Genomic DNA, 15,290 nt, shown 5'->3' with positions numbered 1-15,290 from the left:
TCTCGGAGGCCCGCATGACGATCCGCTTCATCGCGCTCGACGCCATGGCGGAGTGCCCGCCCGGCCAGCTCGACCGGATCGTCGCCTGCCTGGAAGCGGCCTCCGCCGAGATCGTGCCGCATCTCGGCCTCGACCGGGTCGACGTCGTGGTGGCGCCGACCCCGGCGCGCTGGCTCATCCCGGGCTGGAACCTGAACGCCTACGCGCATGGGATCGCCCGCCTGACGATCGGCGTCGATACGACAGAACTGGAGACCTGGACTCCGTCCTATGCGGAGCAGCTGAGGACGACCCTCGCCCACGAACTGCATCACCTGCGCCGGTTCCGCGGGCCGGGCCCGCACGACACGCTCGGCGCCAATCTGCTGGCCGAAGGATTGGCGCAGTGCTTCCAGGAACAGGTCGGATGCCCGACGCCGAACTACGCCCTCGCCGTTCGCGGAATGCGGCTGGCGGTGCTGGCCGGGCTCGCCCGGGAGGCGTGGGCCGAGACCCGGTACGACCACGGCCGCTGGTTCTACGGCGACCGCGCCGATCCGGCCTGGCCGTGGAGCGGCGGCTATTCTCTGGGCTACGAGCTGGTCCGGCGCGCCCTCGTGCGGCGGGGCACGACCGCGTCGGACGACGCGGCGCTGTCGGCGGAGGGTGCGTGGCCGACGATCCTGCCGATTCTGGAAGCTTTGGAGCTGGAGCAGCGGGACTTGCAATAAAATCAGGTACGGGCTGGCCCGCTTTTCCCTTCCACGACCGGGTGAACATCGGCTCAGGCCATCTGTCCGCCGGATCGACCCGGTGCGTGCAAGCCGCCTGAACCGAGGCAGCCGCTCAGCGCCCGGCGACCCGCCGCACCGCCCCCGGATGCGCCCGCGGCCTGCGCGGCGGGGACGCCTCCGCGGCGATCCGCGCCGCTCGCCGGTCGAGCCGGGCGGCCGACCGACGCGAGGCCGTCACCCCGACGAGGGCAGCCGCGCCGACGAGGCAGGGCACAAGGACCAGGGCGTAGGTCGTCAGGCTCATCATCGCAGATTGGTCAACGTCAGCCTCGCACCGAAGTGTAGACCAACGCCGAGCACGAACCAAACGACCATCAGCACGAGGGCGGGCGCAGTGACGCGGCCCGTCGTCGCCATGGCGGCCGTCAGGGGAGCGACGATGCCCGTGATGGTGAAGCCGGCCGCCCCGATATTCATCAGGTTCGCGGTCAGCTTCACCTGCTCGTTGTGGACGAGGATGTCGCGGGCGAGCCGGACCCGCTCGCGCTCCTCGTCTCCCTCCTCCTCACCGTCCCCTCGAGGTTGCAGCCCGCTCGCCATGCGCGATCCGGGCCCCGGTCAGGCACGGCCGGATTTGGGGTAGCCCCGCGGCGCCATCGCGCCGGCGGTACCGCGGTGGCCGACCCACTTCGCCAGCTCCTCGCCGGCGACCGTGCGGATGCGCCCGGCGCTGTCGGGCCAGGTCAGCCCGTCGGCGAGGCGGAAGAGCGTCACGGAATCGAGGGCGCCGTCGCGGTACTTCTGCAGCCGCACGCCCTTGCCGCGGACCATCTCGGGAACTTCCGCGAGCGGGAACACGGTCATGAGGCGGTTGGTGCCGCAGACCGCGACGTGGTCGCCCTCCCCCACCTCGACGACGAGGCTCGCCGTCGCCGGATCGTCGAGGCCGATCACCTGCTTGCCCTTGCGGGTATTGGCGACGAGCCCGTCGGCCGGGGTGACGAAGCCGCGCCCGTCGGTGGTGGCGAGCAGGAGCTTCACGCCGGGCCTGTGCGCCCAGACGGTGACGATCTCCGAACCCTCGTCCATGTCGACCATCAGGCGGATCGGATCGCCGAAGCCGCGGCCGCCCGGGAGCTTGGCGGCGTCGAGGGTGAAGACCTTGCCGTTCGAGGCCAGCACCAGGATCTTGGCGGTGGTCTCGGTCGGGAAGCCGATCTTGAGGGCGTCGTCGCCCTTGAACTGTACCGTCGAGAGGTCGGCGACGTGGCCCTTCAGCGCCCGGATCCAGCCCTTCTGCGACACGATCACGGTGATCGGCTCGCGCTCGACCATCGCTTCCGAGAAGTCGATACCGGTGGTGTCGGGTGGGTTCTCGAGCGTCGTGCGGCGGCGGCCGAGCGGGGTCTCGGGGCCGTAGGTCTTGCGCACCTCGCGGATCTGCTTGGTGATCGCCTTCCACTGCAGGTCGTCGGAGCCGAGCAGGCCGTCGAGCTCGCCCTTCTCCTTCGTCAGCGCCTCGTGCTCGCGCTTCAGCTCCATCTCCTCGAGCTTGCGCAAGGAGCGCAGGCGCGTGTCGAGGATGGCGTTGGCCTGCAGCTCGGTCAGCTCGAAGACCCGCATCAGCTCGGCCTTCGGCTCGTCCTCCTCGCGGATGATCTGGATCACCCGGTCGAGGTCGAGATAGACGATGAGCAGGCCGCCGAGGATCTCGAGCCGGCGCTCAATCTGGGCGAGGCGGTGGCGCGAGCGGCGCTGCAGCACGACCCGGCGATGGTCGAGCCACTCGCGCAACGCCTCGGCGAGGCCGATCACCCGCGGCACCGTCCCGCCGACGAGCACGTTCATGTTGAGGGAGATGCGGCTCTCGAGCTCGGTGAGCCGGAACAGCGATTCCATCAGCACCACGGGATCGACGGTGCGCGAGCGCGGCTCGAGCACCACCCGCACGTCCTCGGCCGATTCGTCGCGCACGTCGGCGAGCAGCGGCAGCTTCTTCTCCTGGAGAAGCTCGGCCATCTTCTCGATCAGCCGCGCCTTCGGCACGCCGTAGGGGATCTCGGTGACGACGACCGCCCAGGTGCCGCGGCCGAGATCCTCCTTCTGCCAGCGCGCCCGCACCCGGAATCCGCCGCGCCCGGTGCGGTAGGCCTCGGCGATCGAGGCGGCCGAATCGATGACGATGCCGCCGGTCGGGAAATCGGGTCCCTTGACGAAGGTGGTGAGCTGCTCCGAGGTCGCCGACGGATGGGTGATGAGGTAGAGCGCCGCGTCGCACAGCTCCGCCGCGTTGTGCGGCGGGATCGAGGTCGCCATGCCGACCGCGATGCCCTGCGAGCCGTTGGCGAGCAGGTTCGGGAAGGCCGCCGGCAGCACGACCGGCTCCTCCTCCTGCCCGTCGTAGTTCGGGCGGAAGTCGACCGCGTCCTCGTCCATCCCCGCGAGCAGCAGGCGGGCGACCTCGGTCATCCGGCACTCAGTGTACCGCTGCGCCGCCGGGTTGTCGCCGTCGATGTTGCCGAAATTGCCCTGGCCGTCGACGAGCGGATAGCGCTGGGCGAAGTCCTGGGCGAGGCGTACCAGCGCGTCGTAGACCGCGACGTCGCCGTGGGGATGGTACTTGCCGATGACGTCGCCGACGACGCGGGCGCATTTCTTGTAGGCGCTGCCGGGATCGAGGCGCAGGAGCCGCATCGCGTGCAGGATGCGCCGGTGCACGGGCTTCAGGCCGTCGCGGGCATCGGGCAGCGCCCGGTGCATGATGGTCGAGAGCGCGTAGGCGAGGTAGCGCTCCTCCAGCGCCGCCTTCAGGTCGACGTTCTCGATCCCGTCGCGGTCGGAGGGTGGCTCGAAGGGCTTTCCCATGGGCGGACGTCAACTCACGATTTCGGCGGTCTCAAGACCAGAACATAACACGAACATTCGCCGATTGCCAGGAACGGGAGACAACCCGTCCGCGCAACCGGCCTGAGGCTCCCCGGACCGCGCACAGGCCCCGACCGGGCTCACCCGGCCCCGGCGGTGCCGAGCGCGACGAACCGCACCCGCTCCTCCGGCTCGGGCGTGTCGCGCGGGCCCCAGATGTGCTGATCGAGGAAATAACCCGTTAAGGTAAAGCCTTGCTTGACCTCCCGCTCGGTCGGCACGTTGAGGCCGCGCCGGTCGGGTCGGTCGACCAGGAAGTCGGGCAGCGCGAGCAGCCGGTCGCGCCAGGGCTCGCCGGCGGCGGCGCTGACGGCCCGCCCGCTCTTCGGCGAGACGTAGGCGAGGTACTCGTTGGTGCCGGTGGCGGCGCAGGCCGAGAGGTCGAGGCCGAAGCCGAGCTCGGACAGCATCGCGAGCTCGAATCGCACCATCAGGGCCGGCGCCACCTCGGGCTCGTGCAGGTGGGCGATCAGCACCTTCGCGGCGGCGAACAGCGCCGGATGGGGATCGCGCTCGGGCAGGAGCCGCATCAGCCCGGCGGCGTAGCCGATGCCGTAGAGGGCGAGGCGCGAGCCGATCAGCCGGGCGCTGGCGCTCTCGATCGGCTCGACCGCGTAGGCGCCGAGCCCCTCGTCGAGCCGCGCCCGCCACACCGCCCGCACCAGGTTGCCGGGCTGGAGCACCGGCTGCATCCGGCGCGAGCGTCCGCCATGCACGAGGCCGAGATGCCGGCCGTGCTCGGCCGTCATCAGTTCGAGGACGACCCCGGCCTCGCCGTGCCGCCGCGCCCCGAGGACCAGCCCGTCATCCGTCCACTGCATGGGAGGCTAGATAGTGTCTCGCGGCGGGAAACCGAACCGGCTGCCTCAGGCCGGCGGCAGCAGCACGGAGAACCAGATCCGCGTGCCGCGCCCCGGCTCGCTCGAGACGCCGATCTGCCCGCCCATCAGCTCGACGAGGTGGCGGCAGATCACCAGGCCGAGGCCGCTGCCGCCGAAGCGGCGCCGGATCGATTCGTCGCCCTGGCCGAACGGCACGAACAGCCGCTCCTGCTGCGCCGCCGACATGCCGATGCCGGTGTCGCTCACCGAGAAGCGCAGCCTCCCCTCGCCGCCCCGGCCGCTCTCGGGGCTCACCGCCAGCACGACCCGGCCCGACGGCGTGAACTTCACCGCGTTGGTGAGGAGGTTGAGCAGCACCTGGCGCAGGCGCCCGACATCGCCGAGCACCAGGGTCGGGGTCGCGGGATCGCGCACGACCTCGACCGCCACGTCCTTGCGGGATGCCGCGCCCCGTGCCACGGCCGCGGTGCCCTCGAGGAGATCGGCGAGCAGGAACGCCTCGGGATCGAGGGCGACCTGGCCGGCCTCGATCTGCGCCACGTCGAGGACGTCGTCGACGACCCGGATCAGGATCTCGCCCGCCTCCTGCACGGCGGCGAGGTGGCGCAGGGTCTCCGGCTCGCGCGAGCGGCTGAGCATGTGCTCGGTGTAGCCGAGCACCGCGTTGAGGGGGTTGCGGATCTCGTGGCTCATCATCGCCAGGAAGTCCGACTTCGCCCGGTTCGCCTGCTCGGCCCCGTCCTTGGCGTTGGCCAGCGCCTGCTCGGCCCGCTTGCGGGCGGTGATGTCGAGGGTGAGGCCGACGATGCGCCCGCTCAGGCCGTGCGCGTCGTCGAGGACGCGCCCGAGGCTCTGGATCCAGCGGATGCCGCCGGTCTCGGCCGTCACCCGGACATCGACCGAGAACGGCGTGCGGGTGGTGACGGCCTTGGTCACCGCGTCCCACAACGTGGAGCGGTCGTCGGCATGGACGAGGCCGGTCCAGGCCGACGAGGTGATGATGCAGGCCTGCGCCGACAGGCCGTGCAGGCGTGCGCCCTCCGCCGAGAGGGAGAGGGCGCCGCTGCGCATGTTCCAGTCCCACAGTCCGACGCCGGCGGCCTTGTGGGTGAGGAGCAGAAGGTTGGTCGTGGCCTCGAGCGCCTGGTTGTCGGCCACGACGTCGTCGACGTCGGCGGCCGTCATCATCCAGCCGGTGATCGCGGCGCCGTCGCGGATCGGCACCAGGTCGGTCTGGTGCCAGTGCCAGCGCCCGCTGGCGTCGCGCAGGCGGATCGTCAGGTCGTAGGGCTGGCCCGTTTCGCGCGCCGAGGCGCGCGCCGCCGCCGCCCGGGCGCGGTCCTTCGGGTGCACCGCCCCGTCCCAGCCGTCGGGCTCGCCCTGGCCCGCACCGATCTCCCGCGCCGCCCGGTTGGCGAAGTGCACCGCGCCGTCGCGGTCGAGCATCCAGATCTTCTGCGGCAGCGCGTCGAGGATCACGCGGGAGGGCAGCCCGCTCATCCCGGGCTCGCCCACCGGCGGCGCACGGTCGACGGCACGGCCCGGTCCGTCGACCGGGATGCCATCGAACAGGTGCGCGATCCGCGCCGTCATCAGATCTCCGTCTCGATCACGCCGCGCCCGGGAAAGACCGGTGCCTGCCCGATGGCTCGTCATGGTCCCACCGCGCTGCCCGCAGCGCCAGCCGAATCGGGCAGACCCGAAACACGCCCCTGCTAACCTAAGGGCGCGCTTTGTCCAAGTGCCCGGGATAGGCCGCCGAAGATTTCCCGTTCGAAATCCGCGCGGATCCGTGATCTGCCGGAACGTCGGCGACAACATCCCGGCACTTGCCGCCGCGCGGCGATGTGCGCGAGATTCACGGCGAGCGGGCCGGGGCGGCGGGACAGGCCGCCGCCTCGAGGCGCGCCGCGATGGCGTCCCGCGCCGCCATATCGAGGCCGAGATGGACCCCGTCCGGCGACCGGCTCAGGCCGGCCGGGTCGCGCAGGTCCGCGAAGGCGTCGACGAAGCGGCAGCCGGCCCGGACGCATTCCTCCGACAGGATCGCCGAGTAGGCGGCGGCGGCGGCGGCGTCGTAGAACTTCGTGACGCCGGGGCGGCCGGCATCGATCGGCGGGACCGCGGTCGCGACGACGCGCCGGGCCCGGGGTGCCAGCTCGGCGAACAAGGCGCGGGCCTCCGCCCGGAAACGCTCGGTCGCGTCGGAATGGCCGGTGCGCTGGCGCAGGGTGAGGTCGTTGGTGCCGATCGTCACCACGATCGTCTCGGGCGGTCGCGGCAGCGCGATCCAGCCGGCCACGGCCCGCAGGCCGGAGATCCGCGTACCCGCGATCGCCGCGTTGACGACGGGATGCCCGCACAGGCTCGGGAGGTACAGCCGCTCGATCTGCGAATCGCCGAGCAGCAGGGCGTAGGGCCCCTCGACCTGCTTCAGCAGGCCGGACACCGCGAAGGCCCGCGCCTCGCGGAAGGCCGCCACGCCCTGCCCGCCGCCGGCGCCGTGCCGGCTCACCAGGAACGCGGTGGCTCCGGCCGCCAGGACGGCCGCGGCCAGCCCGGCGCCGATCATCGCTCTCTTCTGCACCCGTCCTCGCGTCCCGATCCCGACGCCCCCGGGGTACAAGCGCCGCCTCCCCGCGGCGAGTCAATCGTGCTCCCCCTCGGGCCGGTCGTCGGCCCGTTATCCACAGGCTTGCGTTTTTCCCCGACATCTTCACGCCTGATTCGGCGGTTCTCTTCATGGTTGAGGGCAGGTAACCGGAGAGCCCGCGCCATGATGCCAGTGGAGATCGATCCGTCCGAGGTGCGCCAGCCGCGCAAGGACCCGCTCGAGCGCGCCGGCGCGCGCCTCGGCCGTCCGGCGGTGCTGGCGGCCCTGGCCGTGGTCGGCATCGGCGGCTGCGCCGGCCTCGCGGCAGCGGCCTATCCGACGCTCAGCGACATGCTGCGGCCGCGGCCGACCGAGGTGCATTTCGGCCGCGTCGCCGACATGCCCGAGATCAAGGACGGGGTTCCGGCCCTGCGCACGACGCCCGCCCCGGCCGTGCGGCAGGTGGCGATCCCGCCCGCCTCGATGCCCATCCCGGATCCCGTGCCGGTGCAGGCGGCCGCCGCGGTCCCGCCCGCGGCGCGGCCGGCCGCCCTGCTCGATCCGAAGCCCGCCGTCCCGCCGAGCGCCTGGACGCCCGCCTCCGAGGTCGCCGCGACCGGGACCGCCGCCCCGTTCCAGCCCATGCCCTCCGCCCTGCCGAAGGCCGCGGAGCCCCCGCGCCCGGTCGCCGCGACGCCCCGCCCGGCGAGCCCGCCCCGCGAGGCCGCCGTGACGGCGCGTCCCCGTCTGCCCGAGGCGGCGCCGCTGCCGCCGGTCCGGGCGGTGGAGGCCAAGCCCGCTCCCGAGAAGACCGCTCAGGCGAAGCCCGCCGCACCGCGCGAGACGGCGGCGGTGGACAAGGCGCAGAAGCCGGCGCCGGTGCGCGAGGTCAAGGGCGAGAGGGCCGCGCCCGAGAAGCGTCCGGTCGAGAAGGTGGCGGAGAAGCCGGCGCCCCGGCGCGACGCGCACCAGCGGACCGCCGCCGCGCAGGCCGCCCCGGCGCCGTCCGCGCCGCCGGAGGAGCCGACCCGCTTCCTCGGCGTGCCGATGCCGGATCTCGCCCCGGCCGGGCGCGCGATCAAGGACACGGTCGACGCGGTGATCTCGTTCCCGAGCCGGCTCTGAGCATCGTCGCACCGGCCGTTCACGACGTGGACGCCGGTTCGGCGGCGAGATTTCGCGATGAGGCCGAGCAGAGGTCCCTGACGCCCCTCTGCACGGGCTGAGCGCTACCCGGCGCGGGCCGCCCCGTCCACGAGCTCGAGCACCAGCCCGTCGCGGTGCGGCCGGCCGTACTCGTCCGTAGCCTCGACGGTGAGGCGGTGGGTGCCGGCCTGCAGGTCCCGCGGAAGGCGCGCGACCCAGAGGTGCGAGCACGGCTCCGCCTTGACCCAGGATTTCCGGGTCGCGGCGTTGCGGGCGTAGAGCGCGACGACGAACGGGTCCGGCCGGCGCACCCGCGCCATCGGCACGGGCGGGCGGTCGCCGATCCGGAACGACACCCGGCTGCGCGGTCCGCCGTCGAACAGGTTGACCACCACGTTGGTCGCACCGGCGCTCTCGGCCGGGATCGTCGACCCGAGCAGCTCGTAGAGCCGGGTGTCGGGCAGGCGCGCGAGGTCGGCCGAGTGGAACTGGCTCTCCAGCACGATCCGCATCTGGCGGCCCGCATCGTCGCTCGCCGGGACGTAGCGGGTGGTGTACCGCCGCCCGCCGGCGACGCTCAGCACGTGGAAGCCGTGCGGCGTCCCGTCGCGGCTGTCGGCGGTGGCGATGCCGCGCCGGTCCGGCGGCCCGCTCCACCACGAGCCCGAGACGGCGGTGAGGATGTGATGGTGGTGGGCGTCCTCGCCCGTCGCTCCGGGTCGGCCGTCCGGCCCGAGATAATGGTGCTCGGTGGTGTGGGTGTGGCCCGACACGCTGAGCGACGGACGCCCGGCGAGCAGCGCCAGGAGCTGCGCCCGGTCGGCGGTGCTGATGCCGGGGTCGTCGGGGCCGAGATCGGTGACGAGGGGGATGTGCATCGCCACCACCACCAGGCGGTCGGCCGGAACCTGCCGCAGCAGGTTCTCGACGAAGGCGAGCTGGCGCTCGCCGATCCGGCCCTCGTAGCGCCCGCCCCGCCCCGCCGTCGCGGTGGCGGCGCCGAGGTAGTGGACGTTGTCGAGCATCACGAACAGCACGCCGCCGTGTTCCAGCGCGTAGTACGGCGCCCCGAAGGTGCGCTTGAAGGTCTCGCGGGCGTGGCGCGCGTCCGGCGCCTCGAAGTTGAGGTCGTGGTTGCCGCCGATGTGGAACCACGGCACGCCGATCTGCGCCATGATCCGGTTCTGGCGCGGATAGAGCGACAGGTCGTCGAACAGCACGTCGCCGGTCGTCATGCCGAACGCGGCCTTGGCGAATTCGCCCCTGGTGCCGAGCAGCCGGGCGACCGCGGTGTCGCGCACGAAGGTCAGCTCGGCGTGGCTCTCCGGCTGCGGATCGGTGAACAGCACGACGTCGAAGTCGCCGCTCTCCGGGCTGCGCACCAGGCCGAAATCGACGGAGGCCGGCAGCGGCCCGGTCGGCGCGATGCCGGGATAGCGCAAGGCCAGGTCCGGAGGCGTGCCGGCGGGCTGGTGCAGGTAGGAGAAGCGCGGCAGGCCGTCGGGCCCGGGCGGCAGGGCAAAGCCGCTGGGCTTGACGACGAAGAGCGCCGCCTCGTCCCCGACCGGCAGGGCGTAGCGTCCCTCGGCGTCGGTGCGGACCACCTCGCGGCCGTTCGAGACCAGCACGTCGGGAAGGCCCGGATCGCCGGGCCCGCGCCGGCCCTTGGCCCCGCGATCTTCGTAGACGATGCCGATTGCCTGGCCGGTGGCCTGCGCGGGAGCGCTGCCGCCCTGCGCCCGGGCCGCCAGATCATGTCCCAGGGGGGCGAGCGCCAGGGCGGCCGCGCCCGCCACCGTGTCGCGCCGCGTCAAGGTCGTCCGCTCGGTCATCGCCCGGTCTCCGTCGTCGAACGGGCAGCGAATCACGGCATCGCGACCGTTCGGTGACGCAGGGCCGTCGCCGACAGGGGCAGGTCGGCGACAGTCCCGACACCCGCCATCGTCGTTTCCCGTGGCCGATCGAACCGATCGTCACTCCATCCCCGGCTTGCCGCCCCGGAGCTTCTTGACGTCGCCGCGCCGTCCCTTGTCCTCGAGCCGCCTCTTCTTCGAGGCGAGCGTCGGGCGGGTCGGGCGGCGCGGGGTCGGGGGCACGGCGGCCTCGCGCACGAGGTCGGCCAGGCGCTCGCGCGCCTCCGCCCTGTTGCGCTCTTGGGTGCGGTGGGTCTGGGCGGTGATCACCAGCACGCCGTCCGCCGTGAGCCGCCGTCCGGCGAGCTTCATCAGGCGGATCGCCACCGCGTTCGGCAGCGAGGGCGAGCGGCGGACGTCGAAGCGCAGCTGCACCGCGGACGAGACCTTGTTGACGTTCTGGCCGCCAGGCCCCGAGGCGCGCACGAAGCTCTCGTCGAGCTCGGACTCGTCGAGGGTGATCCAGGGCGTGCATGCGAGACCCACGACGGCGCTCCCGAGAACAGTTCGCGACCGCCGCCATCCCACGAAACGTTTGCGCGCGCTACATCGGAGGGCGTGCCGAAGAAACGCTCCCCCCCGCCGCCCGTCCCCGCATCCCCCGCCCTTCCCGCCGCCTTCGCGGCCTGGTTCGCGGAGCGCGGCTGGACGCCGCGGCCGCACCAGCTCGCCCTGCTGGCGGCGGCGCGGGCCGGGCGCTCGGCCCTGCTCGTCGCGCCGACCGGGGCCGGCAAGACGCTGGCGGGCTTCCTCCCCACCCTGGTGGAGCTGGCGGAGGGCGACGGCAAGGGAGGGCTACACACCCTCTACATCTCGCCGCTCAAGGCGCTCGCGGTCGACATCGCCCGCAACCTCGAGGCGCCGGTCGCGGGGATCGGCCTCGACGCGAAGGTCCGGATCGAGACCCGCACCGGCGACACGCCGTCGCACAAGCGCAGCCGCCAGGTCGCGCGCCCGCCCCACATCCTGCTGACCACGCCCGAGCAGCTCGCCCTGCTGGTGGCCCACCGCGAGGCGGCGGAGCTCTTCCGCGGCCTCAAGCGGGTGGTGCTCGACGAATTGCACGCCCTCGTCACCTCGAAGCGCGGCGACCTCTTGAGCCTCGGCCTCGCGCGGCTCCACCGGCTGGCCCCGGGCCTCGCGACGACCGGCCTGTCGGCGACGGTGCGCGAGCCCGACGCGCTCCGGCGCTACCTGGTGCCGCAGCATCCCGACGCGGCGATGGCCGACCTCATCACCGTGGCGGGCGGGGCGCGCGCCGACCTGCACATGCTCGAGACCGGCCGCACCCTGCCGCTCGCCGGGCACACCGCCTGGCAGTCGATGCCGGCGGTCTACGACCTGATCCGCCGGCACAAGCTGGTGCTGGTCTTCGTCAACACGCGGCTCCAGGCCGAATACACCTTCCAGGAACTCTGGAACCTCAACGACGACGGCCTGCCGATCGCCCTCCATCACGGCTCCCTCGACGCCACGCAGCGCCGCCGTGTCGAGGCCGCGATGGCGGCGGGCGTCTTGCGCGCCGTGGTCTGCACCGCGACCCTCGACCTCGGCATCGACTGGGGCGACGTCGACCTCGTGATCAACATCGGTGCGCCGAAGGGCGCGAGCCGGATCATGCAGCGGATCGGGCGGGCCAACCACCGGATGGACGAGCCCTCGAAGGCCTACCTGGTGCCGGCCAACCGCTTCGAGATGCTCGAATGCCGCGCCGCCCTCGACGCCGTCGAGGAGGCGGCGCAGGACACGCCCGATCCCCGCATCGGCGCCCTCGACGTGCTGGCCCAGCACGTGCTCGGCATGGCGTGCGCCGGGCCGTTCGGCGAGGACGCGCTCTACGACGAGGTGCGGGCCGCCTCCCCTTACGCGGACCTGACCCGCGACGACTTCCTGCTCGTCCTCGACTACGTCGCCACCGGCGGCTACGCGCTTGGCGCCTACGAGCGCTTCGCCAAGATCCTGCGCGGGCCGGACGGGCTGTGGCGGGTGCGCGACGCGCGGACCGCGCAGCAGTACCGGATGAATGTCGGCACGATCATCGAATCGACCACCGTCAAGGTGCGGCTCGCCCGACGCAACCGGGCGAAGCCCGGCTCGGTGCTGCCGGCGGGCGGGCGCGTGCTCGGCGAGATCGAGGAGGATTTCGCCGAGACGCTGACGGTCGGCGACACCTTCCTGTTCGCCGGCGAGATCCTGCGCTTCGAGGGCCTGCACGAGGACGAGGCCCTGGTGACCCGCGGGCCGCCCGGCACCGACCCGGCGATCCCGAGCTATGCCGGCTCGAAATTCCCGCTCTCGACGTTCCTCGCCGCCCGGGTGCGGGCGCTGATCGCCGATCCGTTCGAGTGGGACCGGCTGCCGGCGCAGGTGGCCGACTACCTGGTGCAGCAGCGCCGCCGCTCGGTGCTGCCGGGCCCGCGCGACCTCCTGGTCGAGACCTTTCCGCGGGCGAACCGCTACTACCTCGCCTGCTTCCCGTTCGAGGGGCGTCTCGCCCACCAGACGCTCGGCATGCTGCTGACGCGGCGGCTGGAACGGGCCGGGATGCGGCCGCTCGGGTTCGCCGCCAACGATTACGGCCTCGCGGTCTTCTGCACCCGCGACCTGTCGGAGCGCATCGCCCGCGAGCCCGGCTTCCTCGATCGCCTGTTCGCCGAGGACATGCTCGGCGACGACCTCGAGGAGTGGCTCGACGAATCGGCGATGATGAAGCGCACCTTCCGGCAATGCGCGGTGATCGCCGGGCTGATCGAGCGCCGTCATCCGGGCCTGCGCAAGACCGGGCGCCAGGTCACGATCTCGACCGACCTGATCTACGACGTGCTGCGCAAGCACCAGCCCGGCCACCTGCTGCTGCGGGCGGCGCGGCAGGATGCGGCAACCGGACTCCTCGACGTGGCCCGCCTCGGTATGATGCTTGCGCGCATCCAGGGGCGAATCATCCACAAGGCCCTCGACCGGGTGTCGCCGCTCTCCGTGAACGTGATGCTCGAGATCGGGCGCGAGCGCGTCTACGGCGAAGGGGCGGACGAGATCCTGGCCGAGGCCGAGGCGGCGCTGCTCGACGAGGCGCTGGCATGATGGGACAGACCGGAGGGCGCCCCGCTCCGAGAAGGACGATGACACCGTGGCGCTGCCGCTCAAGCTCGAGAAGACCCACAAGACCCCCGGCGTGACGCTCGCCGGAGAGACCCTCGCCCTCGATCTCAGCGGCGCCCTGTGGCTGCCGGAGCACCGCACGCTCGTGGTCTCCGACCTGCACCTCGAGAAGGGATCGGCCTACGCCGTCCGCTCGGGCCAGTTCCTGCCGCCCTACGACACCCGCGAGACCCTGGCGACCCTGCACGAGGCGGTGGCCCGCCTCGACCCGGCCCGCGTGGTCGCCCTGGGGGATTCCTTCCACGACGCGCAGGGGCCGGCCCGCCTCGACGTCGCCGACCGCGCGCTGATCGCCGCCCTCCAGGAGGGCCGCGACTGGGTGTGGATCTCCGGCAACCACGACCGGGCGGTGCAGGACGGGATCGGCGGCCGCTTCGCCGACACCCTGACGATCGGCGGCCTGACGCTCCGGCACGAGCCGGCCGCGAACCCGGAGCCCGGCGAGGTCGCCGGCCACTTCCACCCGGTCGGCAAGGTGGCGATGCGCGGCCGCGCCGTGCGCCGGCGCTGCTTCGTCCTCGACGCGCGGCGCCTGGTGATGCCGGCCTTCGGATCGCTGACGGGCGGGCTCAACGTCCGGGACAAGGTCTTCGACGACCTCTTCCCCGCCGGATTCACCGCGCACCTGATCGGCGACGGGCGGGTCTTCGCGATCAGCCGGACGATGCTGACGCGGGAGTGAGTCAGGCGGCGCCGAGGAAGCCCGCCGCCAGCAGCGCCAGCCCGGCCACCCCCGACAGGGCCAGCCGCAGCCGCCCGAGCCACGCCGGCACCAGCCCGCGCCGCGGCAGGTCCTGGTCGACGAGGCCCCAGGCGAGCACCAGGGCGCCGAGCGCGCGCAGGTCCCAGGGGCCGGGCGCGAACAGGGCCGCCCAGGCGATGAGCGAGGGCACGACCGAGACGGCGTAGTCGGCGCCCCGCCCCTCCGGCGAGGCGGCGGCGGCGCCCCAGCGCAGGCCGCCGAGGAACGAGGCGATCACGGCGCCGTAGGCCGCGAGGAGCGGGCGCGGCGCGACGCCGAAGAGGGACTGGCCCAGGATCACGAGAGCGCTCAAGCCCGGGAACGGGATCAGGCCCGCCGCACCGAGGATCAGGGCGGCGAGGGGCGGGTTACGGGGCATCAATCTCTCCGGAAGATCACGCTGGCGAGCCAGCCGGAGATGAGCGCGAGCGCGCCGACGGCAAGCCCGTAGGCCGGCGACCAGTCGCGGGCGAAGGTCGCGATCCCCTGCTCGACGCCCGACTTGACGAGGTCGAACCGCCCCTCGTGGCGCGCGAGCGGCACCCCGCCGGCGAGCAGCACAACCTCGACGTCGTAGGCGCCGACCGGCGCGGTCGCCGGCAGCGGCGCGGTGGTGCGGAACACCGAGGGCGACAGGAACCGCACCCCCGCCTCGCTCTCGGCGAACAGGCGCTGGCCCCGGCGCAGGCGCAGGAGGGCCTCGCGAAAGGGATCGTCCGGGGTCGGGGCCGTCAGGGTCAGGTCGGGCGCCGCGACGATGGCCTGGAGACCCAGGCGCAGGCGCCGTCGCGTCGCCTCGTCGGCGATGGCGGCGAGCGGCCGCGAGGACAGGACCGCCAGGAAGCTCGGCACCTCGGCGAATTTCTGCTGGGCCCGATTGACCCAGACCGGTCCCAGGGCCTCCTTCTCGCGCACCGTCAGCGCCTGGCGCGGCCCGCGGATCGTCACCACCACGTCGTAGCCGCCGGAGCGCGCCGCCGCCTGCCCGTCGCGCTCGACGGCGCCGAACACCGCGACCGAGGTGCCGGTATAGGTCGAGGTCACGGCGAGCCGGTTGAACGACAGGCTCACCACCAGGGTCTCCGCCCGCGCCGGGCCGATGGCGATGGGAACCGAGGCGAGCAGTGCCGCGAAAGCAGCCCCCCATGAACGAATTGGGCTTGGGCTTCCCCCTCTCCCCGCGGGCGGGGAGAGGGTCGCTTGCACCTCGTCGTGCAAGCGACGAGCGCAGGCGCAGCCGGAGCGAGGGTGAGGGGG

General features: G+C 73.0%; 14 protein-coding genes. 4 read left to right on the top strand and 10 right to left on the bottom strand.

Going from position 1 to position 15,290, the window contains the following annotated elements; genetic code table 11:
• The first annotated feature begins 14 nt into the window (after positions 1–14).
• A complete protein-coding gene (locus DK419_RS11865) occupies positions 15–710 on the top strand; it encodes a DUF2268 domain-containing putative Zn-dependent protease (RefSeq protein ID WP_162561197.1) in 696 nt (231 codons plus the stop codon).
• 115 nt (positions 711–825) lie between these two features.
• Here DK419_RS11865 and DK419_RS11860 read toward each other — a convergent pair whose 3' ends face one another.
• The 6 genes from DK419_RS11860 to DK419_RS11835 all read right to left on the bottom strand — a co-directional run bounded on the left by DK419_RS11860 (position 826) and on the right by DK419_RS11835 (position 7,067).
• Positions 826–1,020 (bottom strand): hypothetical protein, encoded by a 195-nt coding sequence (locus DK419_RS11860; protein WP_109959260.1) that lies wholly within the window; start codon positions 1,018–1,020, stop codon positions 826–828.
• Positions 1,017–1,313 carry a hypothetical protein gene (locus DK419_RS11855; protein ID WP_109959259.1) on the bottom strand — a complete coding sequence of 99 codons (297 nt, stop codon included), beginning with the start codon at positions 1,311–1,313 and terminating at the stop codon, positions 1,017–1,019. The genes DK419_RS11860 and DK419_RS11855 overlap by 4 nt, the downstream gene beginning before the upstream one ends.
• Before the next feature lie 18 nt (positions 1,314–1,331).
• The gene (gene parC / locus DK419_RS11850) at positions 1,332–3,578 is read right to left on the bottom strand and encodes a DNA topoisomerase IV subunit A (RefSeq protein ID WP_109959258.1); all 2,247 of its coding nucleotides are present in this window, start codon (positions 3,576–3,578) and stop codon (positions 1,332–1,334) included.
• A 140-nt stretch (positions 3,579–3,718) separates the two neighbouring features.
• Positions 3,719–4,459: a DNA repair protein RecO gene (gene recO / locus DK419_RS11845; protein ID WP_109959257.1), complete on the bottom strand. Its 741-nt coding sequence runs from the start codon at positions 4,457–4,459 to the stop codon at positions 3,719–3,721.
• A gap of 45 nt (positions 4,460–4,504) precedes the next feature.
• Positions 4,505–6,073 (bottom strand): PAS domain-containing sensor histidine kinase, encoded by a 1,569-nt coding sequence (locus tag DK419_RS11840; RefSeq protein WP_162561196.1) that lies wholly within the window; start codon positions 6,071–6,073, stop codon positions 4,505–4,507.
• Between the two features lie 265 nt (positions 6,074–6,338).
• Positions 6,339–7,067 (bottom strand): SGNH/GDSL hydrolase family protein, encoded by a 729-nt coding sequence (locus DK419_RS11835; RefSeq protein ID WP_162561195.1) that lies wholly within the window; start codon positions 7,065–7,067, stop codon positions 6,339–6,341.
• Positions 7,068–7,256: 189 nt separating this feature from the next.
• Between DK419_RS11835 and DK419_RS11830 the strand changes: the two genes are divergently transcribed.
• Positions 7,257–8,198 (top strand): chemotaxis protein CheA, encoded by a 942-nt coding sequence (locus DK419_RS11830; RefSeq protein WP_109959254.1) that lies wholly within the window; start codon positions 7,257–7,259, stop codon positions 8,196–8,198.
• 104 nt (positions 8,199–8,302) lie between these two features.
• Here the strand turns inward: DK419_RS11830 and DK419_RS11825 are convergent, their stop codons facing one another.
• Positions 8,303–10,051, bottom strand: coding sequence for a calcineurin-like phosphoesterase C-terminal domain-containing protein (locus DK419_RS11825; RefSeq protein ID WP_109959253.1), 1,749 nt, complete (start codon positions 10,049–10,051; stop codon positions 8,303–8,305).
• Between the two features lie 141 nt (positions 10,052–10,192).
• Positions 10,193–10,618 (bottom strand): alternative ribosome rescue aminoacyl-tRNA hydrolase ArfB, encoded by a 426-nt coding sequence (arfB, locus tag DK419_RS11820; RefSeq protein ID WP_109959252.1) that lies wholly within the window; start codon positions 10,616–10,618, stop codon positions 10,193–10,195.
• Positions 10,619–10,690: 72 nt separating this feature from the next.
• Here arfB and DK419_RS11815 point away from each other — a divergent pair, with 72 nt between their 5' ends.
• The gene (locus DK419_RS11815) at positions 10,691–13,213 is read left to right on the top strand and encodes a ligase-associated DNA damage response DEXH box helicase (RefSeq protein WP_109959251.1); all 2,523 of its coding nucleotides are present in this window, start codon (positions 10,691–10,693) and stop codon (positions 13,211–13,213) included.
• Between the two features lie 46 nt (positions 13,214–13,259).
• Complete coding sequence (pdeM, locus tag DK419_RS11810; RefSeq protein WP_109959250.1) at positions 13,260–13,973, top strand: ligase-associated DNA damage response endonuclease PdeM; 714 nt, start codon at positions 13,260–13,262, stop codon at positions 13,971–13,973.
• Between the two features lies 1 nt (position 13,974).
• Here pdeM and DK419_RS11805 read toward each other — a convergent pair whose 3' ends face one another.
• Together DK419_RS11805 and DK419_RS11800 are read right to left on the bottom strand one after the other, a co-directional pair.
• Positions 13,975–14,412, bottom strand: a complete 438-nt coding sequence (locus DK419_RS11805; RefSeq protein ID WP_109959249.1) for a DUF3429 domain-containing protein — start codon at positions 14,410–14,412, stop codon at positions 13,975–13,977.
• Positions 14,412–15,107, bottom strand: a complete 696-nt coding sequence (locus tag DK419_RS11800) for a TIGR02186 family protein (protein WP_245442919.1) — start codon at positions 15,105–15,107, stop codon at positions 14,412–14,414. Before DK419_RS11800 ends, DK419_RS11805 begins: the two co-directional genes overlap by 1 nt.
• Positions 15,108–15,290 lie beyond the last annotated feature (183 nt).

Source organism: Methylobacterium terrae (assembly GCF_003173755.1).
Classification (GTDB): domain Bacteria; phylum Pseudomonadota; class Alphaproteobacteria; order Rhizobiales; family Beijerinckiaceae; genus Methylobacterium; species Methylobacterium terrae.
Note: the sequence above shows the minus strand (reverse complement) of the source record. Positions and strands in the feature narration are given on the sequence as shown.